Raw genomic sequence first — 23,422 nt, 5'->3', positions numbered from 1 at the left:
GGGCCATGAGCACGCCCGAGCAGGAAGTCGAATACCGCCAGCACCGGTTCAGCCCCCCGCCGGGAGCGACCGAGATCTTCCTGGTGCGCCACGGAGAATCCGCGCCCGCGCGGATCAGCGCACCGTTCGACCTCGTCGACGGCCAGGCCGACCCCGACCTCGCCCCCGAAGGCCGCGACCACGCCCTCCGCATCGGCGAACGGCTCGTGGGCGAGCGCATCGAGGCGCTCTACGTGACCACGTTGCGGCGCACGGCGCAGACCGCCGCGCCGCTGGCCGAGAAGCTGGGCCTCACGCCGGAGGTCGTGCCCGAGCTGCGCGAAATCCACCTGGGCGAGTGGGAGAACGGGCTCTTCCGCCAGTACACGACCGAGGGCCACCCGATCGTCGACCGGCTCTGGACCGAGCAGCGCTGGGCGGTGATCCCGGGCGCGGAGTCCGACGAGGCGTTCGGCCGGCGCATCCGCCGGGCGCTCACGCGGATCGCCGCGGCCAACCCCGACCGGCGCGTCGCGGTGTTCACCCACGGCGGCGTGATCGGCGAAGTCTTCGCGCAGGCGAGCCGCGCGGTCGACCGCTTCTCGTTCCTGGGCGCGGACAACGGGTCCATCTCCCACCTCGTGGTGCACGGCGACCGGTGGCTGGTGCGGCGCTTCAACGACACCGCTCACCTGGCGGCCCCGCTCGGCTGACGCCGCGGCACCCACGCGAAGGTCCACCGGCGGCGCACCGGCTCGTCGCGGCGGATGAACCCCGCCGCGACGAGCTGCACCGTCGTCAGCACGGCCACGGCTTCCGCGGCCAGCAGCCCGATCAGCACCAGCGCCTGCGCGATGCCGGCCTGGATCGGGCCCGCGCCGCCGAGCAGCAGACCGACGTACGCACCCGGCAGCGTCACCAGCCCGACCGTGCGCGTCTGGTCGAGCGCCGGGATCAGCGCCTGTCCGGCCGAGGGACGGCAGATCTCCAGCGCGGCCAGCCGGGGCAGGAAACCCAGTGCCAGCGCGGCTTCGTACTCGCCGTGGCGCTGGGCCAGCTCGTCGAGCGCGCGGCGGGCCGACTGCGAAGTGGCGGTCATCGTCCCGCCGATCACGATGCCGGCGATCGGCACGACCGTGATCGGTTCCGGCGGCACGACTCCCGAAGCGAGCACCAGGGCCAGCACCGGCGCGACGCCCGAGGCCAGCGCCAGCGCGACCCAGCCGATCCGGCGTGGCACGCCGATGCGGGACGCCGACGTGACCGCCGCGATCGCGAACATCAGCAGCACGAACAGGCCGGTGAGCCAGCCCGACCGCAGGATCAGCGCGATCACCAGGGACACGAGCGCGAGCTGCGCGACCGCGCGGACCGCCGCCACCAGCACCGCACGGCCTTGCCCCAGCCCGCCGAAGCGCACCACCGCGGCCCCCGCCAGCGTGAGCACCGCGAGGACGATCACCAGGACGGGCCCGAACCCGATCGCACCGTTCACGCCCGTGATCCTGCCCCAGGAACGGCCCGCCCGAGGCTCACCCGGAGGTTCAGGCCGTGCAGCTGAGCTGCGCGCCCTCCCCTGACACGGACTTCTCGGCGACGACAGCGCCGTCCACGGTGATGCGGCAGGTCAGCCCGCCCGGCCCGGCGCTCTGCGCGGCAAGGCTCGCGAACTCGGCTTCGCCGGCCGGCGCGGTGCGCGTGACGGTGACCGACCACGGCGTGGTGACCTCGGTCTGCTGCTCGAGGCCCGCGTCGGCCGCGACGTAGGTGAGGTTGCGGGCGCCGCCTTCGCCCTCGAGCGAGTAGACGATGGTGCGGGTGACGTTCCGGACGGCCACGGGCTCGGCCTGCGCGACCTCGGCCGGGGACGCCTGGCCGGGTTCACCGGCCGTCGGCGCCGCTTTGGGCGTGACGTACGAGGCCACGGCGATCGCGACGGCGATGACGCCGACCACGACGACCACGCTGCCGAGCGGCCTGAGCCGGCCCGGACCACCCGCACCCGGCGGCGATGCCGGAGGGGTCGCGGCAGGAACACTCATGGAGAGGTCTTCTCTCGTTCGAGCGCACTTCTTACGAGCACGTTGCCTGGTTCTCGTCCGAACGTCACTCGGCGTTAGCCAACCGCGCAAAGTTGGTGAAACTTCACCCTTACGGGTGCCCCCTGTGGACCAATCACCAGTGTGGTCACCACGGACGAGGCCAATACTGGGCTGACCGTTGCCAATCCGACCACAGTCACGGCCGAATGGCTTCGTAGCAACGGTTACCTGCCGCGTGGGGGTCGGCCTGCTTTTGGCCGGATCAGCAACACCGTCGTGACAGCCGGTCACGGAGAGTCAGTCCACAACGCCGAGCTCGGCCAGCATCCGCAGCACGCGCTGTCCGGCGGGCGGACACGCCGCGGCGTCGGCGGAGCCCAGCCACGCCGCCTCGGCGATCTCGGCCGACGGCATCGGCTCCCCCGTGTATCCGGCCGTGTAGCAGGTCATGCGCACGCGGCGGCCGTCGGCGAACCCGTCGGCCTGCTCGTCGAGCAGCGCGAAGAAGCGGAAGGTCAGCGGGTCGAGCTCCACACCCAGCTCTTCGCGGATCTCGCGGCACAGCCCCGCGACATCGCCCTCGCCCGGCTCGCGTTTGCCGCCGGGCAGGTAGAACTTCTCCTTGCCGCGCGTGCGCACCGACAGCAGCCGCCGGTCACGGACATGGACCCAGGCCAGCGCGTCGATGGGGGTCATGGGTCGCATTCTGTCGTACCGGGAGGGGATGATCGGGGGGTGTACTCGGAGACGCTCGCGCCCGAGCCGGTGCGCGCCGTGGTCCGCTGCCTGTGGCGGTCGGTCCCGGCGGGCCCGAAGCGGATCGTGCCCGACGGGTGCGTCGACCTCGTCGCCGGCGACGGCGAGGTCTTCGTCGCGGGCCCGGACACCGCGGCATGGTCGTCGACCACCTCGCCCGGCGCCACGCTCCACGGCTTGCGCTTCCACCCCGGGGCGGCGCCCGCCGTGCTCGGCGTCGCGGCCGACGAGCTGCGCGACCGCCGGCTCCCGCTGGCCGAGGTGTGGGGCCGCCGCGGGGAGCTGCTGACCGACGCGGTGCTCAGCGGCGCGCGGTGCCTCACCGACGTCGTGGCCGGCCGGGCCGCCGAACCAGACCCGGCCGTGGCCGAGCTGCTCTCGCACCTGCACACCGCGCCGGCCCGCGTGGGCACCCCGGGAACGGCCGTGGGCGAACGGCAACTGCGGCGGCGCTTCACCGTGGCCGTCGGCTACGGACCGGCGACCTACCTGCGCGTGCTGCGGTTGCAACGCGCCATCGCCCTCGCGCCGTGCGCACCCGGGCTGGCCGGCCTCGCCGCCGGTGCCGGGTACGCCGACCAGGCCCACCTGTCGCGGGAGTGCCGCGCGCTGACCGGGCTCACGCCGAGCGCCTACTTCTCCGGAACCTGAGCCGCGCGTTCCTGTTGTGCGGCAAGGAAGTGCAAGATGTCCGCCGTCGCGGGGTACAGGGCGCGGTAGCGGCGGTAGAACTCGTCGTAGACATCCGCCCGCGCGGGATCCGGCCGCACGACGGCGGCGACCGGGTTCCACGCGTCGACGTCGGGCTCCAGCCCCACGGCGAACGCGGCCAGCAGGGCGTCGCCGAAGGCCGCGCCGATCGTTTCGGTGGGCACATGCTGCTCGGCGCGCGTCACGTCGCTCACGATCTGCGTCCACACGCGACCCTGCGTGCCGCCGCCGACCGCGACGAGACGGCGGCCCTCTGCGGGGCCCATCGTCTCCAGGTTGTGCCGCACGCCGTACGCGGTGCCTTCCAGCGCGGCGCGGTAGATGTCCGCTTTCGTGTGCGACAGCGTCAGCCCGGCGAGCACCCCGCGCGCGGCCGGGTCCGGTACCGGGGTGCGTTCGCCGGCGAAGTACGGCAGCATCAGCAGCCCGCGGCTCCCGGCGGGCACGTCGCCCGCCTCGGCGACCAGGTCGGCGAACTCGCCGCCGACGAGGTCGCGCAGCCAGTCGGTGATCGCACCGGACGTGGCCATGCCGGCGGCCAGCGAGTAGGTGCCTGCGAACGCGCCGCGCGTGGTCCACAGGCCCGGTACCGGTCGCGGCTCGGCGGCGGTCTGCACGAGGAACATCGTGGTGCCGTACATGAGCATCGTGTCGCCGGGCGCCCGCACGCCGGCGCTCGCGGCCTCGGCCCACGCGTCGACCGTGCCGCACGTGACGGGCAGGCCCGCGGGCAGCCCGGTCGCCGCGGCCGCCGCCGCGGAAACCGTGCCGGCCACTTCCGTCGGCCACGCCAGCCGCGGCAGCTCCACGCCCGGCGCGACGAACCGGGCCCAGTCCTCGGCCCACGCACCGGCGCGCAGGTCGTACATCGGGTCGCACTGGCTCGCCGAGTGGTGGTCGAGCACGTACTCGCCGGTCAGCCGCAGCACGAGGTACGAGCTCGCCATGAGGAACAGCTCGGCGCGCCGCGCGACCTCGGGCTCGTGCCGGAACAGCCAGCGCCACTTGGGTCCCACGGCCTGGCTGGACAGCGCACTGCCACCACGCTCCACAATAGACTCTTCGCCCAGCTCCGCCGTGAGCTCGGCGATCTCGGCGCCCGCGCGCGTGTCGACGCCGTAGAGGATCGCCGGGCGCAGCGGGCGACCGGCGGCGTCGGCGGGCAGCAGCACCGCCCCGATGCCGCTCACGGCCAGCCCGGCGAGCGGCCGGTCGCCCGCCGCCGCGGTGAGCTCGCGCGCGAGCGCGGTGAAGTCGGCCCACCACACGGTTTCCGCGTCGTGCTCGAACCAGCCGGGCCGCGGGCGGGAGGTGGTGTGCGCGCGGCCGGCGCGCGCCAGTATCGTCCCGTCGGCACCGACGAGAACACCCTTCGAACCGGACGTGCCGATGTCGATGCCGAGCAGCAGGCCCGGATCCACCGCGACTCCCCGTATGCGGACGGTAAACGATTACCCGGGACGCTATTCTTCGGGGGACGAGGGTGTCAAGGACAGCCGGAGGAGGTCACGGTGGCCACGATCAGCGACGTCGCCGCGCGCGCCGGCGTCTCCACCGCCACGGTGTCCCGCGCCCTCAACGGCAAGTCCACAGTGGACCCGGAGCTCGCCGCGCGGGTCCTCGTGGCGGCCGAGGAGCTGGGCTACCACCCCAACGGCCTGGCCCGGAACCTGCGCCGCCAGGAGACGGCGGTGCTGGCGCTGATCATCTCCGACGTCGAGAACCCGTTCTTCACGGCGATCGCGCGCGGCGTCGAGGACCTCGCGCAGATTTCGGGCTACTCAGTGGTGCTGTGCAACTCCGACGAGAACGAGGACAAGGAGCGCCGTTACATCGACGTCGCACTGCAGGAACGCGTCGCCGGCGTCGTGCTCTCCCCCACGGGCCGCTCCACCAACGTCGACCGCCTGCGCCGGCAGGGCACGCCCGTGGTCGCGGTCGACCGGCCGCTCACCGGCCCGGACGGTGACCAGGTCCTCGTGGACACCCGCCGTGCCGCGAGCGACGCGACCCGCCACCTCGTGGCCGGTGGCTACCGACGCATCGCGTGCCTGACCGGCCCCGCCGGCGTCCGCACGGCCGACGACCGCCTCGCCGGCTACCTCGACGCCGTCGGCGAGGAGAACGCGCTCTTCCGCCGCGCCGAGTACCGCGCCGAGGGCGCGCGCGTGGCTGCCACCGAACTACTGGAGCTGGCTGAACCCCCGGACGCGCTGCTGGTGGCCAACAGCACCATGACGATCGGCGTCCTGGAGACCCTCGCGAGCCGCGGCGTGCGCCCCGGTCGCGACGTCGGCATCGTCTCCTTCGACGACGCGCCCTGGACGACCCTGATCGACCCGCCGCTGACGGTCGTCGCGCAGCCCGCCTACGAAGTCGGCCGCGTCGCCGCGCAGCTCCTGCTCGCCCGCATCACCGACGGCACCCGCCGCCCCACCACGACGACACTGGAAGCCCGGCTCATCCAACGGCAGAGCTCCCGCCGCTGACGCGCACGGGATTCACGTCGCGCAATTCCGCTCCCTCAGCTCCGAATTGCGGAAACGCCGACGCGAAACTGCGCCCGAAACCCCGGAAAGACGACGTGCCTGGTGGACCGGCCAGTACCGGTCCGCCAGGCACGTCCCACCCCCTGTCCCCCCAGCACCGGCGGCCGGAACCACCGGAGCCCGCAACAGCACGAGGCGGGAAATCGATTACCAACCGAACGTAAAGGGGCCGCGGCGGAGTGTCAAGGGCACGAAAGCCTGGACAGCACCACCACCGGCCGGGCAGACTGACGCGAAATCGCCTACGCCGCGTGTTGGGTTCCGTGCACCGCGTGTCGATCTCTGGTGAATTCACCCACAGATCCGGTGATGAACCGCACGAACCCGCACACGCGAGCTAGTCTGAGCGCATGTCAGTCGCGCTCGAGAACGTCCTCGCCAAGGCGGGGCTCAAGGCCGACGCAACGGAGTTCCTCACGCTCGTCGAGGACGCGGCGCGCAGGCTGTCGCCACCCAACCCGGACCCGTCGCACTACTTCTCGCCCGACCAGCAGGCCGCGCTGGCGGACGTGGGGCTCGACCTCACGGCGCACGGCGAGGACGAGCCCGACTTCCGCGCGCGCACCGTGGCCGCCCACGCCGTGCTCGCCGATTCGGCGCTCACCGTCACCCAGGCCGCGAAAGCGCTGAAGGTCGACGACAGCCGCATCCGCCACCGCCTCAAGGAAGGCAGGCTCACGGGCTGGAAGGACCAGGGCTGGCGGCTGCCGTCGTGGCAGTTCAACGGATCCGGCGTGCTGCCCGGCCTCGAAGTGGTGCTGCGCGCGGTCCCCGAGGACCAACCCGCGCTCGTCGTCGCCGCGTTCATGAACACGCCGCAGGACGACCTGGTGATCAGCGACCGGCCGGCCACGCCGCGCCAGTGGCTCCTCTCGGGTGGCGACCCCGAGCAGGTCGCGCGCCTCGTCGCCACGCTCGGCTCGCCGTTTTAGGCTGGCCCGACGACCAAGATCACCGACACAGGACGGACGACCCCCGACGCATGGCCCGGCTCCCCCTGCCGCCCGCGCGATCCGTGCTGGTCAAGGAGCTGGACCGCGCCCACGACGTGGTGGCGGTACAGCCCGAGACCAGGCTGGTCCGGATCTTCACCGCGCACGGCAACCACCCGCAGCAGTGGAACTCGTTCCGCTACACCGGCCCGCTCCCGCACGGCCGCTTCGACCAGCAGCCGCCCGGCCGCGGCGGCCAGCCCGTGACCGACCCGGGCAACGGCGTGCTCTACTTCGGCCTGACCGTGCGCACGAGCGTCGCCGAGGTGTTCCAGACGAGCTCGACGGTCGACCGCAAGACGCGCGGGCCGCGGCTCGTGGTCGTGCGCCCGACCCGCCCGCTGCGGCTGCTCGACCTCACCGGCCTGTGGCCCACGCGCGTGGGCGCGTCGCAGGAGATCTCCAGCGGCCCGAAGAAGATCACCCAGGCCTGGGCGCGCGCGATCCGCAGCGCGCTGCCCGACCTCGACGGTCTCTGGTACCGCTCGTCGATGGACTCCGGCGACCCGGCCGTGTGCCTGTGGGACCCGCCGGCGGGCGCCGCGCTGCCGATCGCCCCGGATGTCCTGCTGCCGCTGGACCACCCGGGGCTCGACGTCCCGCTCGGCCGGGTCTGCGAAGAGCTGAACTACACGCTCCTCAACTGAGGGCTCAGCCCAGGTGGCGCGACCACCATTCCAGCACCGCGTCGAAGCGCTGCACGCGGTGTCGCGGGCGCCCCGAGCGCGACAGCTCGTGGCCCTCGCCCGGGAACAGCAGGAACTCGGCGTCGGCACCGGCGCGGCGCAGCGCCACGAACATGCGCTGCGCCTGCTCCAGCGGGCAGCGCCAGTCCTGTTCGGAGTGGACGACCGCGAACGGGATGGTGATGTCGGCCGCGTAGGTCAGCGGGCTGCGGTCGCGCAGCACCTCCGGGTCGGTGCCGATGTAGGAGTCGACGAAGAAGTAGCCGATGTCGGAGCTGCCGACCATCGAGTCCCACGCGTTCACCGCGCGCTCGCTCCACGCCGCCTTGAACCGCTCCGGGTGGTGGGAGGCGACCCAGCTGGTCATGAACCCGCCGTAGGAACCGCCCATGATGCCGACGCGCGAGGAGTCGAGGTCGGGCCGTTCGAGCGCCTTGTCCAGCAGCGCGAGCACGTCGTCGACGTCGACCGTGCCGAAGCCGAAGGTGATCGCGCGGCCGTGGCTCTGCCCGTAGCCCGCCGAACCGCGCGGGTTGCCGAGCACCACGGCGTAGCCGGCGGCGGCGTAGACCTGGGCCTCGTCGAACACGGCCCAGTCCTGCTGCGCGAACGGCCCGCCGTGCACGACCCGCAGCACCGGGTGCGGGCCCTCGCCCTCGGGCAGCACGAGCCAGCCGTGCACGGGGTAGCCGTCGGGCGAGGTCGTGGTGAGCTCCTCGACGGGGCGCAAGCCCTTGTCCCGCAACGGCTTCGAGTAGTCGGTGAGCACGCGCGGCCCGCCGGCGCCGAGCACGACGACGTCACCCGAGGTCTCCGGCGTGGCGACCACCGCGACGATCGTGTCGCCGTCGGCCGCGAAACCGCGGACCACCACGTGGCCGTCGTGCAGCACGCGCAGGTCGGCCAGCACGGCGGCGTCGGCGGACGCCGGGACCGCGCGCAGCTCCACGGCGCCGCGGTTGCGCACCGCCATGAGCACCTCGCCGTTCACGGGAACCGCGGGGCCGGAGCCGCTCTCCACGTCGACGGTCTCGATGTCGGTCAGGCGCCGCGCCTTCACGGGGCCGCCGGTGCCGATCGTGGCCGCGTACAGACCCGTGTTGCAGGCCTCGCGGTGGCCGTCCTCGTAGGACGAACCGTAGAAGAACAGGGTGCCGTCGGGACCGAACACGGGCTGCTCCGCGTAGCCGTGGCACGCCACGAGCAGCTCGGGCTCCCCGCCCTCGGCCGGGAACGCGACCAGGTCGCGGTAGTCGGTCTCCACGCGGTCCCAGTCCTGCGGCACCGCGACGACCACGCGCTCGCCGTCGGGCGTCCACACGGGACCGTCGACGTCGTAGGTGACCGGCGAGATCGGCTCGAGCGCGGGGAGTTCGGCGGCGTCCAGAGCCGCGACGGCGTCGAGCACGAACAGCCGCTTCATCCGGTCGCGCAGGAAACCGACGTCGTCGATGCGGTAGTCGAACCGCGTGATCCGGCGCGGTGCCTCGGCGGGCGGCTCCGGCTTTTCGCCGTCGGCGTCCTCGGTGCCGTAGCGGCCGGCCTCCGGCACGCGCGCGGTGAACGCGAGCCGCCGCGAGTCCGGTGCCCACACCGGCGCGTCGGCGCCCAGGTGCACCGCCGTCAGCCGCTTGGCCTCGCCGCCCGCGGCCGGCATCACGTGCACCTGAGCGCTGCCTTCGGCGCCTTCACCGTCGCCGGCCCGCAAGAACGCGACCCAGCGCCCGTCGGGCGAGATCGCCGGGGCCGCGTCGTGCGGACCCTGCGTCCACGAGGTGTCCCCTCCCCCGAGTCCCACCCGCCGCAGCGCGCTGTGGTGGGCATTGGACTCGAGGTCGGGGTGCTTGACCGCGGTCAGGAGCAGGTCACCCCGGAGTGCGGGGCGGCCGGGGACGACGAGGGTTTCGATGTCGGCTGGTCGCATGCCGACGACCGTACCGGATCATTAGCAAAGCGAAAGACTTATTCGGCCGGTACGCTCGCCCGCTCGTCCTTTTTCGCCTTGGCGAGGCTCGCCACGGTGGTGACCGCCAGCACGACCACGATCACGCCGAGGGACACCCAGTTGTTGATGTCCAGCCAGTCGGGCGCCACGTGGTACTCGTGCAGCGCGTGCACCACCAGCTTCGCGCCGATGAACGCGAGGATCACCGCGAGACCGTAGGACAGGTACACCAGCTTCTCGACGAGCCCGCCGAGCAGGAAGTACAGCTGGCGCAGGCCCATCAGCGCGAACGCGTTGGCGGTGAACACCAGGAAGGCCTCCTGGGTGATCCCGAAGATCGCCGGGATCGAGTCCACCGCGAACAGCAGGTCGGCCGAGCCGATGGCGACGATCACCACGAGCATCGGCGTGATCATCCGCTTGCCGTTGACCCTGACCGTGTACTTGTGGCCGTGGAAGTCGTCGGTCACCGGGGCGATCTTGCGGACCCACCGGGTCACCGCGTTCTCGTGGTACTCCTCTTCCTCGTCCTTCTTGCGCAGCATGCTGATCGCGGTCCAGATCAGCACCGCGCCGAAGAGGAAGAACACCCACACGAACTGCGCGATCAGCGCCGCGCCCACCGCGATGAACACACTGCGCATCGCGAGCGCGAGCAGGATGCCCACGAGCAGCACGCGGTGCTGGTGGATCGCCGGCACCTTGAACGACGCCATGATGATCATGAAGATGAACAGGTTGTCGACACTCAGCGAGTACTCGGTGATGTACCCGGTGAAGAACTCGACTCCGGGGTCGTGCCCGGCGAAGACCCACACGCCGATGCCGAACACGACGGCGCAGGCGATGTAGAAGATCACCCACCGCGCGGCCTCGGCCGGTTTGATCGCATGGGGCTTGTGGTCGACGATCACCAGATCCAGGGCGATCAGGGCCAGCAGGCCACCGACCGTGGCGATCCACAACCACAGGGGAACAGTCATCACAGCACTTACCTCCGGATAGTGCGTAGCAGCAACTAACCGGAGGTCTCTTCCGCCGGTTCCTTTCTACCGGCCGACGGTGCCGGGGGCCACGCCACCGTGCTGACGACACCGCCGCGAAGGAATACTCCCCTCACAGCGAGTCCAGTTTGCCGGTTACGGCGCGCGAACGCCAGCGGAGGTTGCCTTCGTCACCGAACCGGTGGTGTTACCTCCGTCACCGGGACCGGAGATCACCCGTGCTCCCGTGACTGTGCCAATCGTTACTGATCCGACCACAGTCACGGCCGAATGCCTTCGTAGCAGCGTTACGTGCTGCTGGGGGTCGGCCTACTTTTGGTCGGATCAGTAAAAGAGATGTCTGATCCGTGTGAGCCCCGCGCGCGGCTCTCAGCGAAGCTCAAATAACGTCAGCACGTGCCCCGAATCCCGTTGCCGCGCACGCGCGGTTCCCGGCTGACCGCGCTGGCCGCGGTCGTGGTGGTCGTCGCCGCCGTCATGGCCGTCTGGACCACGAGCGGCTCGCAGCCGGCTCCCGTCCGGACCCAGGACGCCTTCCTGCAGATGCCGGCCGCGCCCGGCTCGGCCGAGCAGGTCCGCATCGACACGACCACCTACTACCCCGAGAAGACCCCCGCCCCCGCGGTGCTGCTGGCCCACGGCTTCGGTGGCGACAAGTCCAGCGTGGACCCGCAGGCCCGCGAGCTGGCCGAGCGCGGGTTCGTCGTGCTGACCTGGTCGGCGCGCGGGTTCGGCCGCAGCACCGGCAAGATCGGCCTCAACGATCCCGACGCGGAGGTCGCCGACGCGAGCCGGCTCATCGACCACCTCGTCGCGAGCCACGACGTCGCCACGCGCGCGGGCGGCGCGCCGGAGATCGCCGTCACCGGCGCGTCCTACGGTGGAGCGCTGTCGCTGCTGCTCGCCGGCACCGACAAGCGCGTGGCCGCCGTCGCCCCGGTGATCACCTACAACGACCTGGCGCAGGGCCTGATCCCCAACGCCGGCGCCACCGCGCCACCCGCGGCGAAGACCCCGGCGGCGGGCGAGTTCGCGCCCGACGGCGTGTTCAAGAAGAGCTGGGCGGGCATCTTCTTCTCCTCGGGTTCGGGCGCGCCGAGTGCCGGCGCGTCCTCCTCGGCCGAGGCGCCCGAGGCCGGGCAGGAGACCGACGACAACGGCGGCTCGGTCGGCGGTACCGCGGGCACGGGCGGCGGCACCGATCCGCAGGCCGCGACCGCCCCGGCCGCCGGGCAGGCCCAGCCGGGCCAGGCGCCGGCCGCGGACCCGTGCGGCCGCTTCACCGCCCAGGTCTGCCAGGCGTACACGGAGCTGGCGACCACCGGGAAGGTGAGCGCGCAGACCGTCGCATTGCTGCACCGCGTCTCGCCCGTGTCCGTGACGGACAAGATCACCGTGCCGACGCTGCTCGTTCAGGGCGAGAGCGACACGCTCTTCGGTCTCGACCAGTCCGATGCCACCGCGCGCCAGATCGCCGCGGCGGGCGGGAAGGTCCGCACCATCTGGTACACCGGCGGCCACGACGGCGGCGTCCCCGGCCCGCAGCTGCGTGCGAAGATCGGCGACTTCCTGTGGTCGGCGCTGACCGGCGACGGCGACCCGGGCACCGGCTTCAGCTACGACGTACAGGGCACCTTGCGGGCCAACGGCGCGCCGTCCGTGCGGACGGTCAGCACCGACGCGTACCCGGGGCTCGCGGGCGCGGGCACCGAACGCCGCCAGGTCGCGCTCACCGGTCCGCCGCAGCCGGCCGTGCGGCCCGCGGGCGCCAACCCCGCGGCCGTGAGCGGCATCCCCGGTCTCAACGGGCTGGCGGCGGGTTCGTCGCGGCTGGCGCCGTTGTTCAGCACCGACCCGCCGGGCCAGGCCGCGCAGTTCCGCAGCGCGCCGTTCGACAGCCAGGTCCTGATCGCGGGGTCCAGCACCGTGCGGCTGCAGGTCGCGACCGACCCGGCACACCCGCTGCCGGAGGCGGTGCTGTTCGCCAAGCTCTACGACGTGGGTCCGGACGGCACGCGGGTGCTGCCGGCCAACGCCGTCGCGCCGTTCCGCGTGGCGAACCTGCCCGCGAACGGCACCCCGGTGGACGTGACCGTGACGCTGCCGGGCATCGTGCGCCCGATCGAGGCCGGGCACTCGCTGCGGCTCGTGGTCGGCACCACGGACCAGTCGTTCTCGACGCCGACCGCGCCGGGCGTGTTCCGCATCGCCCTGGCGTCGGGTTCTTCGCTCGCCGTGCCGGTCGTGCCCGGGACGTCGGTGGGCACGCCGGCGCCGAAGGGGCAGCTGATCGGCATCGGCGTGACGCTGCTCGTCGGCATCGTCGCGCTGGTGTTCGCCGCGATCCGCCGCCGGCGCGCGCACGACGTCGACCCGGACCTGGCGGGCACGCCGCTCGTCATCACGGGGCTGCGCAAGCAGTACGCGGGCGGGTTCGTGGCCGTGAAGGACCTGTCCTTCCGCGTGGAGCCGGGCCAGGTGCTCGGCCTGCTCGGCCCGAACGGCGCCGGCAAGACGACGACGCTGCGCATGCTGATGGGCCTGATCACGCCGACCGCGGGCGAGATCCGCGTGTTCGGCCACAAGATCTCGCCCGGCGCGCCCGTGCTCTCGCGCATCGGGTCCTTCGTGGAGGGTTCCGGGTTCCTGCCGCACCTGTCGGGCAAGGCGAACCTCGAGCTGTACTGGGCGGCGACCGGGCGGCCCGCCGAGAAGGCCCACTTCTCGGAAGCGCTCGAGATCGCGGGCCTGGGCGACGCGGTGAACCGCCGCGTGAAGAACTACAGCCAGGGCATGCGCCAGCGCCTCGCGATCGCCCAGGCGATGCTCGGCCTGCCGGAGCTCATGGTGCTCGACGAACCCACCAACGGGCTCGACCCGCCCCAGATCCACCAGATGCGCGAGGTCCTGCAGCGCTACGCCGCCACCGGGCGCACGGTCGTCGTCTCGAGCCACCTGCTGGCCGAGGTCGAGCAGACCTGTTCGCACGTGGTCGTGATGCACCGCGGGACGCTCGTGGCCTCGGGCGAGGTCGGTGAGCTGGCGGCCGCGAGCGGCGAGGCGACGTTCCGCGTCGGCGACCCGGCGGCGGCCGCGGCGGCGCTCAAGGGCTTCGGCGGCGTCACCGACATCGACGTCGAAGGTGACCTCGTGCACGCGAACCTCGACGGGATGGCGCGCGCCGACGCGGTGGCGGCACTCGTGCGCGCCGGTGTCGCGGTGGAGCAGGCCGGGCCTCGGCGCCGGCTGGAAGACGCGTTCCTGCAGCTGGTCGGAGACAACTCATGAGCAACACCAACGGTTCGGGCGGGGTCCACACCGACCCCGCCGCCCTGCGGGAGCTGAGCGAGCTGGCGACGGCCGAGCAGGCGGAGGTCGGCCCGGACGGCGCCGTCGCCGGCTACCGCGCCGAGCGCACGCTGCGCCTCGGCGTGGAGCTGAAGCGGCAGTTCAAGCGCCGGCGCACCCAGCTGGTGCTGGGCTTCGTGGCGATCCTGCCGTTCATCCTCGTGGTGGCGTTCGAGGTCGGGCAGTCGAACCCGAACCGCCGCTCGGGCGGGTTCGTGGACCTCGCGACGGCGAGCGCGCCCAACTTCGTGGTGCTCGCGCTGTTCGTGTCCGGCACATTCCTGCTGCCGATGATCGTAGCGCTGTTCTTCGGCGACACGATCGCGAGCGAGTCGTCGTGGTCGAGCCTGAAGTACCTGCTGGCGATCCCGGTGCCACGGCACCGGCTGCTGCGGCAGAAGGCGATCGTGTCGGGCCTGCTGTCCGCCGCGGCGCTGGTGCTGCTGCCGCTGGTGTCGCTGCTGGTGGGCGTGATCTGGTACGGCGCGGGCGACGCGATCAGCCCCACGGGCGACGCGGTCACCTTCGGCGACAGCATGATCGCGCTGGCGCTGTCCACTGTGTACATCATCATCCAGCTGGCGTGGGTGGCCGGGCTGGCGCTGCTGCTGAGCGTGTCCACCGACGCCCCGCTGGGCGCAGTGGGCGGCACGGTGCTGGTGGCGATCCTGTCGCAGATCCTCGACCAGATCACGGCGCTCGAGGGGCTGCGCAACTACCTGCCCACGCACTACTCGTTCGCCTGGATCGACCTGATCTCCACCGACATCGACTGGTCGAACATGGCCAGCGGCGTGCTCTCGTCGCTCATCTACACCACGGTGTTCCTGCTGCTGGCCGGGCGGCGGTTCGCGATGCGGGACATCACGAGCTGACCCACCGGCGTCCGGCCGTCCCGCACGGGCGGCCGGACGCCGGTAACGTCTCCTCGCGTGACCATCCACCTCGCAGTCGAAGACGGCGTCGCCGTGCTCACGCTCGAGCACGGCCGCGGCAACACCCTCGACACCGCCACCTGCCGGGAGCTCGTGCTCAAGCTCGAGGAGGCGGCCGACGTCGCGAAAGCCGCGGTGCTGACCGGCTCGGGAGACATGTTCTCCGCGGGCGTCGACCTGGTCAGCGTCGACGCCGGTGGATCGAGCTACGTCGGTGAGTTCCTGCCCGCGCTCTCCGACGCGCTTCTGGCGGTCTTCGGCTTCCCGCGCCCGCTCGTGGCCGCCGTCAACGGCCACGCGATCGCCGGCGGGATGGTGCTCGCCGCCGGGTGCGACCACCGCGTGGCCGCCGCCGGCCCCGGGCGCATCGGCGTGACCGAACTGCTCGTCGGCGTGCCCTTCCCGCTGGCCGCGACGGAGATCCTGCGCTGCGCCTACGGCACGAACCCACTCGCCGCGCTCATGTACAGCGGTGCCACGCTGACCATCGACGACGCCCTCGCCCGCGGCCTGGTCGACGAGGTCGCGGCGCCGGAAGAGGTGCTCGGCCGCGCGCGTGAGCTCTCCGCCCGCCTCGGCGAGCTGCCGGCCGAGGCGTTCGCCCACACCAAGGCGCAGCTGCGCCAGCCCTACCACGAGCGGATCGCGGAGAACCGCGCCGCCGACGACGTGCACGTGGACCGGATGTGGCGGTCGGCGCAGTCGCTGGCGAGCATCAAGTCCTATGTGGAGCGTGTGCTGAAGCGCTAGATCCGACCCTACGGAAGTCGGCGCCCGACCGGATGGCGCGCCTTGCCGGGCGCGGCCGGGTCTGTGAGGATCCGGAAGTTGATCTCGGGGCCGTCGAGAGGGAACCACGTGCGCAGGCTGCTCACCGTCTTGTCCGCCGCCGTGCTGGCGGCCGTGGGGCTCGCACCGGTCGCGAGCGCGGCCGGCGACGGGGACATCGCCGCCGCGCTGGCCACGATCCCGGGCCTCACGGTGGTGAAGGAGGACCCGGCGCCCGCGGGGTACCGGTTCTTCGAGTTGACGTTCACGCAGCCCGCCGACCACCGCCGCCCCGACGGGCCGAAGTTCGAGCAGCGGTACACGCTGCTGCACCGCGACTTCGCCGCGCCGACGGTCGCGTTCACCAGCGGGTACAACGTGTCCCTGTCGCCGAACCGCTCCGAGCCGACGCGGATCGTGGACGGCAACCAGCTTTCGATGGAGTACCGCTACTTCACGCCTTCGCGCCCGCAGCCGGCGAACTGGTCGCGTGACCTCACGATCTGGCAGGCCGCGGCCGACGAGCACGACGCCGTGCAGGCGTTCAAGAAGATCTACCCGGGCAAGTGGCTCGCGACCGGCGGCAGCAAGGGCGGCATGACCGCCACGTACTTCCGGCGGTTCTACCCGGACGACGTGAACGGCACGATCCCCTACGTCGCGCCCAACGACGTGATCGACCCGCTCGACAAGTACAACCACTTCCTCGCGAACGTCGGCGACCCCGCGTGCCGCGCTTCGCTCAAGGCGATCCAGCGAGACGCGCTGAAGCGGCGGGACGAGCTGGGTGCGCTGGCGGCCGACGACGCTGCTCGCAAGGGCTACACGTTCACCACGGTGGGCTCGATCGACGAGTCGCTGGAGATCTCGGTGATCGACTCGTACTTCGCGTTCTGGCAGTACCAGCCGGCGTCGGCGTGCGCGTCGATCCCGAAGCCGGGCGCGCCGACGGCCGACGTGTGGGCGTGGTTCGAGCAGGTGGAGAGCCTCAACACGTACTCCGACCAGGAGCTCGAGCCGTTCGTGCCGTACTACTACCAGGCCGCGGTGCAACTCGGCTCCCCCGAGGCGTACGACAGCTACCTGCGCGACCTGCTGCGCTACCCGGGCACGGACGTGCCTTCGACGTTCGTGCCCGCTTCGGTGAAGCTGCCGCGCTTCGACTTCCTGGCGATGCCGGACGTCGATTTCTGGGTGAAGGCGCACGGACGGCAGCTGCTGTTCGTGTACGGCTCGAACGACCCGTGGGGCGCCGAGCCCTTCGAGCTCGGGTACGGCTCGCGCGACTCCTACCGCTACTTCGTGCCGGGCGGCAACCACGGTTCCACCATCGCGCAGCTGCCGGCCGCGCAGGCGGCGGAGGCGACCGCGACGATCCGCCGCTGGGCCGGCCTGCCGGCCGCTTCCTCGCGGTCACTGGCTTCGGCCGCGGCTCCGGCGGGGTTCCCGGATTTCGACGCGAACCAGGTCATGGCGGACCGCCCGCGCCTCTGAGTCCTTTGTGGATCTTGGCGGATCCGCTCTTCGCGTGACGGCGGGCGGGGGCGCGAGGGCGTAGTGTCGGGCGCGCCCTGTCGGCCCGGTCTGAGGAGGCAGCCATGCCCCGGCCCGTCCACTTCGAAATCCACGCCGGCGACCCGCAGCGCGCGGTCGCCTTCTACACCGCCGTGTTCGGCTGGAAGATCGAGCAGTGGGGCGAGGTCCCGTACTGGGTCGTCTCCACCGGCGACGGCGAAGGCATCGACGGCGGCCTCCTCCCCCGCCGCGGCCCCGCCCCCGCCGAGGACGCCCCGGTCTCCGGCTTCGTCAACACGATCGAGGTCGCCGACGTCGACGCCACTATCGACGCAGTCGCCAAGGCCGGCGGCACCATGGCGCTCGCGAAGGACCCCGTCCCGGGCGTCGGCTGGCTCGCGTACTGCAAGGACACCGAGGGCAACATCTTCGGTGTGCTCCAGCCGGACGAGAACGCTCCCGCGCCGTCCCGCCCGTGACCGTCCGGCCCTTGCCCAGCCCGGTCGTGACCGCTCGGTTCTGACCCGCTCAACTCTGCCCGCGCGGTCCTGTTGCGCTCAGGGCCGGCGCGCCTTGGGCAGCTTCGCCCGCACAGCCGCATAGGAAGCGTCGAGCAGCTCCTTCAGCTCCTCGCCGGGCACCGCGGCTTCCGGGTGCGCGCCCAGATCCACGCGATTCCACCCGTAGCGACCGAGGTAGTCCAGCACACCCACCGACTCCGGGTAGCGCTCCCGCAGCTCGGCCGCCTCCTCACGGGTGCCACCGCACTTGAGCCCCACCGAACCCGGCCGCTCCAGCCCGATGAACGCGAAGGCCTTGCCCGAGACCTTCACCACGAGCACGTGCTCCCCGAACGGGTAAGTCTCCACGACCCCGGGCTTGCCCAGGCAGTGCTCGATCACCTCGTCGAGCCGCACCGCCGCTCACCTCCGTCCAGCCCCGCGAGACCCGGCCTGAGCCGCTGCCCCCCTGGGCCCGCGCGACCGGCCGCATCCGGAGGGCCGCGAGGGCGTCAGCGGATGCCGGCCGCGTCCATGCCGCGCAGTTCCTTCTTCAGGTCCGACACCTCGTCGCGCAGGCGGGCGGCGAGCTCGAACTGCAGGTCGCGGGCGGCCTGCATCATCTGGTCGGTCATCTGCTGGATGAGGTCGGCCAGCTCGGCGCGCGGCATGCCCGACACGTCCTTGTCCACGAGCATGCCGGAGCTGCGGACGCGGTCGCCCTGTTCGGGTTTCTTGCCGCGCGAGGTGTTGCGGCCCGAGCCGCCGACGGCGACCGCCTGGTCGGAGTCGTCGGCTTCGCTGTAGACGCGGTCGAGGATGTCGGCGATCTTCTTGCGCAGCGGCTGCGGGTCGACGCCACGTTCCTCGTTGTAGGCCACCTGCTTGGCGCGGCGGCGGTCGGTCTCGTCGATGGCGTGCTGCATCGAGTCGGTGATCTTGTCCGCGTACATGTGGACCTCACCGGACACGTTTCGCGCCGCGCGGCCGATCGTCTGGATCAGCGACGTGCCGCTGCGCAGGAAGCCTTCCTTGTCCGCGTCGAGGATCGCCACCAGCGACACCTCCGGCAGGTCGAGGCCCTCGCGCAGCAGGTTGATGCCGACCAGCACGTCGAAGTCGCCCGCGCGCAGCTGGCGCAGCAGCTCGACGCGGCGCAGCGTGTCGACCTCCGAGTGCAGGTAGCGCACGCGGATGCCGAGCTCCAGCAGGTAGTCGGTGAGGTCCTCGGCCATCTTCTTGGTGAGCGTGGTGACCAGCACCCGCTCGTCCTTCTCGGCGCGCTCGCGGATCTCGTGCACCAGGTCGTCGATCTGGCCCTCGGTGGGCTTCACGACCACCTTCGGGTCGACCAGGCCGGTCGGCCGGATCACCTGCTCGACGAACTCGCCGCCGGTCTGCCCCATCTCGTACGGCCCCGGCGTGGCCGACAGGTACACCGTCTGCCCGATGCGGTCGGAGAACTCCTCCCACGTCAGCGGCCGGTTGTCGACCGCGCTCGGCAGCCGGAAACCGTAGTCGACGAGGTTGCGCTTGCGCGACATGTCGCCCTCGAACATGCCGCCGATCTGCGGCACGGTCTGGTGCGACTCGTCGATCACGAGCAGGAAGTCGTCCGGGAAGTAGTCGATCAGCGTCGCGGGCGCCGACCCGGCCTCGCGGCCGTCGATGTGGCGCGAGTAGTTCTCGATGCCGGAGCAGAACCCAACCTGGCGCATCATCTCGATGTCGTAGGCCGTGCGCATGCGCAGCCGCTGTGCCTCCAGCAGCTTGCCCTGCTTCTCCAGCTCCGCGAGGCGCTGCTCAAGTTCCGCCTCGATGCCCTTGATCGCCTTCTCCATGCGCTCCGGCCCCGCGACGTAGTGCGTGGCCGGGAAGATCCGCACCTCGTCGACCTCGCGCACGATGTCGCCGGTCAGCGGGTGCAGGTAGTAGAGCTTCTCGATCTCGTCGCCGAAGAACTCGACCCGGATCGCCAGCTCCTCGTACGCCGGGATGATCTCCACCGTGTCACCCCGCGCGCGGAACGTGCCGCGCGCGAACGCGATGTCGTTGCGCGTGTACTGCACGTCGACCAGCGCGCGCAGCAGCACGTCGCGGTCCACCTGCGCGCCGACCGCGAGCTTGGTCGAGCGGTCGAGGTAGGACTGCGGGGTGCCCAGGCCGTAGATGCAGGACACGCTGGCCACCACGATCACGTCGCGGCGCGAGAGCAGGTTCATCGTGGCCGAGTGGCGCAGCCGCTCGACGTCGTCGTTGATCGACGAGTCCTTCTCGATGTAGGTGTCCGTCTGCGCGATGTACGCCTCGGGCTGGTAGTAGTCGTAGTAGCTGACGAAGTACTCGACCGCGTTGTTCGGGAAGAGCTCCCGCAGCTCGTTGGCCAGCTGCGCGGCCAGGGTCTTGTTCGGCGCCATGACCAGCGTGGGCCGCTGCACGCGCTCGATCAGCCACGCGGTGGTGGCCGACTTGCCCGTGCCCGTGGCGCCCAGCAGCACGACGTCCTTCTCGCCCGCCTTGATCCGGCGTTCGAGCTCGTCGATGGCCGCCGGCTGGTCGCCGGCGGGCGTGTACTCGCTGATCACTTCGAACCGGCCGCCGGAACGGGGAACGTCGGAAACCGGCCGGAAGTCGGACTGCGCGAGGACGGGGTGTTCGGTTGCGAAAGCCACGTCCACCAGAGTAGGCCGACCCCCCGACAGTTTTCAGCCGAGCGCCGCGTCGACCCCGCTGACCTGCGCCGGGACCCGGTCAGCAGCCGCCACCGCAGGCGCAGAGCAGCTCACACGGGTCGCAATCGCAGTGGTTCTGCCGCACCTTCCCGCTCCACGGCCCCGGGAACGGGTCGCGGCAGCAGAACTGGCAGCTGCAGCACAGGTAGGTCGCGACCGCGCAACCCTCGAAGAACCCGCGCGGGGCGGCACGGCGAACCTCGGCACCCAGCAGCCACCGCCGTCCCCGTCTTCGGGCCCCTCCCCGGGCTTGCGCTTCTTCTTCGGGGGCTTCGGCGGAGGCGGGGGCGGCGGCAGGGGCGCCGACGGGGGCGGCCCCCACCCCGGCCGACCGCCCGGCGGCACCCCGGCGGCACCGGTCTCGGCCCGAGCCATCCGGGCGGCGGCTCCTGCCGGTGCCCGAACGCCCGGGTCACGGCCTGGCGCAACTCGTGCACCAGCAGCGCGTGGACCAGCGCCGGCTGCGCGAACGACGCCTCGTGCACGGCCAGCTCGACCCCGAGCACCGCGTCCACGGCGAGCCGCTGCGCCTCGGCGAGCCCGGTTCCGGTGACCGTCAGCGGGTTCCAGGTCCCCGCCGCGTCGTCTGCGGGCTGGTCCTCCACCGCGTCGAGCAGGTGCGCGACCCGCCCGAACAGCCGCCCGGCCTCGGCGGGCGGTGCCACGTTGCCGGGCCGCCCCGCCAGCACGGCCGTCTGCGCGAACGCCGCCGACGCGGCCGCCTCGGCCGGCTCGGTCACCGGCAGCAGCGAGTCCCCCGCGATCACCCCGTGTTCCAGCGTGCTCTGCCGCGCCACCGCGTCCACCATCACCCTCGTGTCGAAGCCGATGGCCGCGCCGGTGCGCGCGCCCTGCGCGGCCCACCGCGCCGCGAGCCTCTTCGCCGGTGTGCGCAGCGCCGCCCGGCCGAACGCCCCGTCACCGTCGGCCACGTGATCACCCACCTTCGCCGACGCGAGCACCAGCGACACCGCCGCGGCGAGCTGCGCCCCTTCGCCCCGCGCGACGGACGCCGAACGCATCCCGCGCAACGCGCACGGCCCCGCGTTCCGGCGCCGGCCCGCGGCCTGTGCCTCCACGAGAGCGGAGATCACCAGCGAGTCGTAGTTCGTCACCACTCGCGCGAGGTGCCCGTGCTCGTCGCGCAACGCGAGGCAGAGCCCGCACAGGTGCGCGAGCCAGTCGGCGTGCAGCCGTGCGGACAGGCGGTGCCGGCATGGCCGGATGATTCCGAACACGATCCCTCCCCAGGTCCGGGTCACCGTAACGGGCGAACAGGACTTCCGGCGCTGAAGTGGCCGAGCCGTGACCACCCCGGCAACCGGGTGGATTTCGCGGACACCCGGCCGCGCGGGCCGCTCCCCGCGCCCCGCGCCCGGCAGGATGGGCGGATGACCGACGTGCACCCGCCGAAGGTGGAGAGCTTCGACCCGGCCGCCGGCGTCAACGTGGACCCCAAGGGCATCGAACGGCAGGTGGAGGAGTTCCGGACCGAGCCGTTCGGGCTGTACCTCGCGCGCCCGACGCCGGGGCGCGAGCAGTTCCGCTACCTGGAATCCTGGCTGCTGCCCGGCCTCGGCCTGCGCATCACCGACTTCTGGTTCAACCCCGGCCACGAACGCGACCAGACCTTCTACCTCGACGTGGTGCGCGTGCGCCGCGAAGGCACCCGGTGGTTCTCCACGGACCTCTACCTCGACCTCGTGCTCAAGGACAAGGTCTCCGTGCGGGTGATCGACTCCGACGAGCTGCTCGCCGCCGTCTCCGCGGGCCTGCTGCCCCAGGCCGAAGGCGAGTACGCGCTCGAAACCGCCTACGCCGCCGTGGAAGGGCTGGCCGCACACGGCTACGACCTCGCCGCCTGGCTGTCCACAAAGGACATCACCGCGACCTGGCGCCGGCACCCCTAGGGGTCCCCGGGTCCACCGATCGGTGGATGCCCGCCGCCTGGCGGTGGATGCCGGTTCTGGCCGTTCCGGCGATCCGCCGCACCCCTTCCCCGCGGGACTCTTCTTCACGACGGAAGAAGAGCTCGAGAGGGGACGGCGGACATGCCGGTGACCGAGGTCCAGCACCTCCACAAGACCTACGGGGACAAGGTGGCGGTGGACGACGTGTCGTTCGCCGTCGAGCGGGGCGAGATCTTCGGGATCCTCGGCCCGAACGGCGCGGGCAAGACCACCACGGTCGAATGCCTCGAAGGCCTGCGCACGCCCGACGGCGGCACGTTGTCGGTGCTCGGGCTCGATCCGCGGCGCGACCGGCACGAGCTGCGCCAGCGCCTCGGCGTGCAGCTGCAGGAGAGCCGGCTGCCCGACCGGCTGCGCGTGGGCGAGGCGCTGGAGCTGTACTCGTCCTTCTACCGCAAGCCGGCGGACACCGAGCGGCTGCTCGACCTGCTCGGGCTCGCGCACCAGCGCGACACCGCCTACAAGAAGCTCTCGGGCGGGCAGCAGCAGCGCCTGTCGATCGCGCTCGCGCTCGTCGGCAGCCCCGAGATCGCGGTGCTCGACGAGCTCACCACGGGCCTGGACCCGCAGGCCCGGCGCGACACCTGGGACCTGGTCGAGGCGGTGCGCGACGAGGGCGTGACGGTCGTGCTCGTCACCCACTTCATGGAGGAGGCCGAGCGCCTCTGCGACCGGATCGCCGTGATCGACACGGGCCGCGTCGTCGCCATCGACACGCCCGCCGGGCTCGTCCGCCAGGTCGGTGACGAGCAGCGCATCCGGTTCCGCCCGTCGGCGCCGGTCGACCTCGCGCAGCTCGCGGCGCTGCCCGACGTGCTCGAGGTCGAGCGCCACGGCTCGCAGCTCGTGGTCACGGGGCGCGCCACCGCGCTGCAGACCGTCACGTCGTTCCTCGCCCGCAACCAGGTGCTCGCCGGTGACCTGCGCGTGGACCAGGCGAACCTCGACGACGCCTTCGTCGCGCTGACCGGCCGGAAACTGGACTGAGGG

At 72.1% G+C, this 23,422-nt stretch carries 20 protein-coding genes and 1 pseudogene; 12 read left to right on the top strand and 9 right to left on the bottom strand.

Annotation, left to right across the window (positions count from 1 at the left end; genetic code table 11):
- Positions 1-5 precede the first annotated feature (5 nt).
- Positions 6-692: a histidine phosphatase family protein gene (locus AB0K15_RS35205; protein ID WP_364060535.1), complete on the top strand. Its 687-nt coding sequence runs from the start codon at positions 6-8 to the stop codon at positions 690-692.
- Here AB0K15_RS35205 and AB0K15_RS35200 read toward each other — a convergent pair.
- The 3 genes from AB0K15_RS35200 to AB0K15_RS35190 form a co-directional block, all read right to left on the bottom strand.
- Positions 668-1,474, bottom strand: a complete 807-nt coding sequence (locus AB0K15_RS35200) for an ABC transporter permease (RefSeq protein WP_364060532.1) — start codon at positions 1,472-1,474, stop codon at positions 668-670. The two genes, AB0K15_RS35205 and AB0K15_RS35200, sit on opposite strands and share 25 nt — an antisense overlap.
- A 49-nt stretch (positions 1,475-1,523) precedes the next feature.
- The gene (locus AB0K15_RS35195; RefSeq protein ID WP_364060529.1) at positions 1,524-2,021 is read right to left on the bottom strand and encodes an MmpS family transport accessory protein; all 498 of its coding nucleotides are present in this window, start codon (positions 2,019-2,021) and stop codon (positions 1,524-1,526) included.
- A 297-nt stretch (positions 2,022-2,318) separates the two neighbouring features.
- Complete coding sequence (locus AB0K15_RS35190; RefSeq protein ID WP_364060526.1) at positions 2,319-2,717, bottom strand: NUDIX domain-containing protein; 399 nt, start codon at positions 2,715-2,717, stop codon at positions 2,319-2,321.
- Between the two features lie 39 nt (positions 2,718-2,756).
- Here AB0K15_RS35190 and AB0K15_RS35185 point away from each other — a divergent pair, with 39 nt between their 5' ends.
- Entirely contained in the window at positions 2,757-3,428 is a 672-nt protein-coding gene (locus AB0K15_RS35185; protein ID WP_364060523.1) for a helix-turn-helix domain-containing protein, read from the top strand.
- Here the strand turns inward: AB0K15_RS35185 and AB0K15_RS35180 are convergent.
- Positions 3,410-4,909 (bottom strand): FGGY-family carbohydrate kinase, encoded by a 1,500-nt coding sequence (locus AB0K15_RS35180; protein WP_364060520.1) that lies wholly within the window; start codon positions 4,907-4,909, stop codon positions 3,410-3,412. The two genes, AB0K15_RS35185 and AB0K15_RS35180, sit on opposite strands and share 19 nt — an antisense overlap.
- A gap of 90 nt (positions 4,910-4,999) precedes the next feature.
- Between AB0K15_RS35180 and AB0K15_RS35175 the strand changes: the two genes are divergently transcribed.
- The 3 genes from AB0K15_RS35175 to AB0K15_RS35165 all read left to right on the top strand — a co-directional run bounded on the left by AB0K15_RS35175 (position 5,000) and on the right by AB0K15_RS35165 (position 7,676).
- A complete protein-coding gene (locus AB0K15_RS35175; protein ID WP_364060517.1) occupies positions 5,000-5,977 on the top strand; it encodes a LacI family DNA-binding transcriptional regulator in 978 nt (325 codons plus the stop codon).
- Positions 5,978-6,387: 410 nt separating this feature from the next.
- Complete coding sequence (locus tag AB0K15_RS35170) at positions 6,388-6,969, top strand: DNA-binding protein (RefSeq protein WP_364060514.1); 582 nt, start codon at positions 6,388-6,390, stop codon at positions 6,967-6,969.
- A 50-nt stretch (positions 6,970-7,019) separates the two neighbouring features.
- The gene (locus tag AB0K15_RS35165; RefSeq protein ID WP_364060511.1) at positions 7,020-7,676 is read left to right on the top strand and encodes an RES family NAD+ phosphorylase; all 657 of its coding nucleotides are present in this window, start codon (positions 7,020-7,022) and stop codon (positions 7,674-7,676) included.
- A 4-nt stretch (positions 7,677-7,680) separates the two neighbouring features.
- On the opposite strand, the gene AB0K15_RS35160 is transcribed toward AB0K15_RS35165, so the two are convergent.
- On the bottom strand, positions 7,681-9,639 hold the full coding sequence (locus AB0K15_RS35160; RefSeq protein WP_364060508.1) for a S9 family peptidase: 1,959 nt from the start codon (positions 9,637-9,639) through the stop codon (positions 7,681-7,683).
- A gap of 38 nt (positions 9,640-9,677) precedes the next feature.
- Positions 9,678-10,643, bottom strand: coding sequence for a TerC family protein (locus AB0K15_RS35155; RefSeq protein WP_364060505.1), 966 nt, complete (start codon positions 10,641-10,643; stop codon positions 9,678-9,680).
- A gap of 417 nt (positions 10,644-11,060) precedes the next feature.
- On the opposite strand from AB0K15_RS35155, the gene AB0K15_RS35150 reads away from it, so the two are divergent.
- The 5 genes from AB0K15_RS35150 (at position 11,061) to AB0K15_RS35130 (ending at position 17,709) form a co-directional block, all read left to right on the top strand.
- On the top strand, positions 11,061-13,952 hold the full coding sequence (locus tag AB0K15_RS35150) for an alpha/beta fold hydrolase (RefSeq protein WP_364060502.1): 2,892 nt from the start codon (positions 11,061-11,063) through the stop codon (positions 13,950-13,952).
- Positions 13,949-14,887: an ABC transporter permease subunit gene (locus AB0K15_RS35145; protein WP_364060499.1), complete on the top strand. Its 939-nt coding sequence runs from the start codon at positions 13,949-13,951 to the stop codon at positions 14,885-14,887. Before AB0K15_RS35150 ends, AB0K15_RS35145 begins: the two co-directional genes overlap by 4 nt.
- Before the next feature lie 57 nt (positions 14,888-14,944).
- The gene (locus tag AB0K15_RS35140) at positions 14,945-15,697 is read left to right on the top strand and encodes an enoyl-CoA hydratase/isomerase family protein (RefSeq protein WP_364060496.1); all 753 of its coding nucleotides are present in this window, start codon (positions 14,945-14,947) and stop codon (positions 15,695-15,697) included.
- 108 nt (positions 15,698-15,805) lie between these two features.
- Complete coding sequence (locus AB0K15_RS35135; protein ID WP_364060493.1) at positions 15,806-17,209, top strand: S28 family serine protease; 1,404 nt, start codon at positions 15,806-15,808, stop codon at positions 17,207-17,209.
- Positions 17,210-17,313: 104 nt separating this feature from the next.
- Positions 17,314-17,709 (top strand): VOC family protein, encoded by a 396-nt coding sequence (locus AB0K15_RS35130; RefSeq protein WP_364060490.1) that lies wholly within the window; start codon positions 17,314-17,316, stop codon positions 17,707-17,709.
- Between the two features lie 78 nt (positions 17,710-17,787).
- Here the strand turns inward: AB0K15_RS35130 and AB0K15_RS35125 are convergent, their stop codons facing one another.
- From AB0K15_RS35125 to AB0K15_RS35115, 3 genes and pseudogenes are all read right to left on the bottom strand, one after another.
- Positions 17,788-18,147: an MmcQ/YjbR family DNA-binding protein gene (locus tag AB0K15_RS35125; RefSeq protein ID WP_364060487.1), complete on the bottom strand. Its 360-nt coding sequence runs from the start codon at positions 18,145-18,147 to the stop codon at positions 17,788-17,790.
- 95 nt (positions 18,148-18,242) lie between these two features.
- Positions 18,243-20,402, bottom strand: coding sequence for an excinuclease ABC subunit UvrB (uvrB, locus tag AB0K15_RS35120; RefSeq protein WP_364060484.1), 2,160 nt, complete (start codon positions 20,400-20,402; stop codon positions 18,243-18,245).
- A 79-nt stretch (positions 20,403-20,481) separates the two neighbouring features.
- Positions 20,482-21,700: pseudogene (locus tag AB0K15_RS35115) on the bottom strand (DUF5685 family protein).
- 153 nt (positions 21,701-21,853) lie between these two features.
- Here AB0K15_RS35115 and AB0K15_RS35110 point away from each other — a divergent pair.
- A complete protein-coding gene (locus AB0K15_RS35110) occupies positions 21,854-22,372 on the top strand; it encodes a DUF402 domain-containing protein (RefSeq protein ID WP_364060481.1) in 519 nt (172 codons plus the stop codon).
- Positions 22,373-22,513: 141 nt separating this feature from the next.
- Complete coding sequence (locus AB0K15_RS35105; protein WP_364060478.1) at positions 22,514-23,419, top strand: ABC transporter ATP-binding protein; 906 nt, start codon at positions 22,514-22,516, stop codon at positions 23,417-23,419.
- Positions 23,420-23,422 lie beyond the last annotated feature (3 nt).

Source organism: Amycolatopsis sp. NPDC049253, from assembly GCF_040678995.1.
Lineage (GTDB): Bacteria > Actinomycetota > Actinomycetes > Mycobacteriales > Pseudonocardiaceae > Amycolatopsis.
This window is presented reverse-complemented; position numbering and strand designations above follow the sequence as displayed.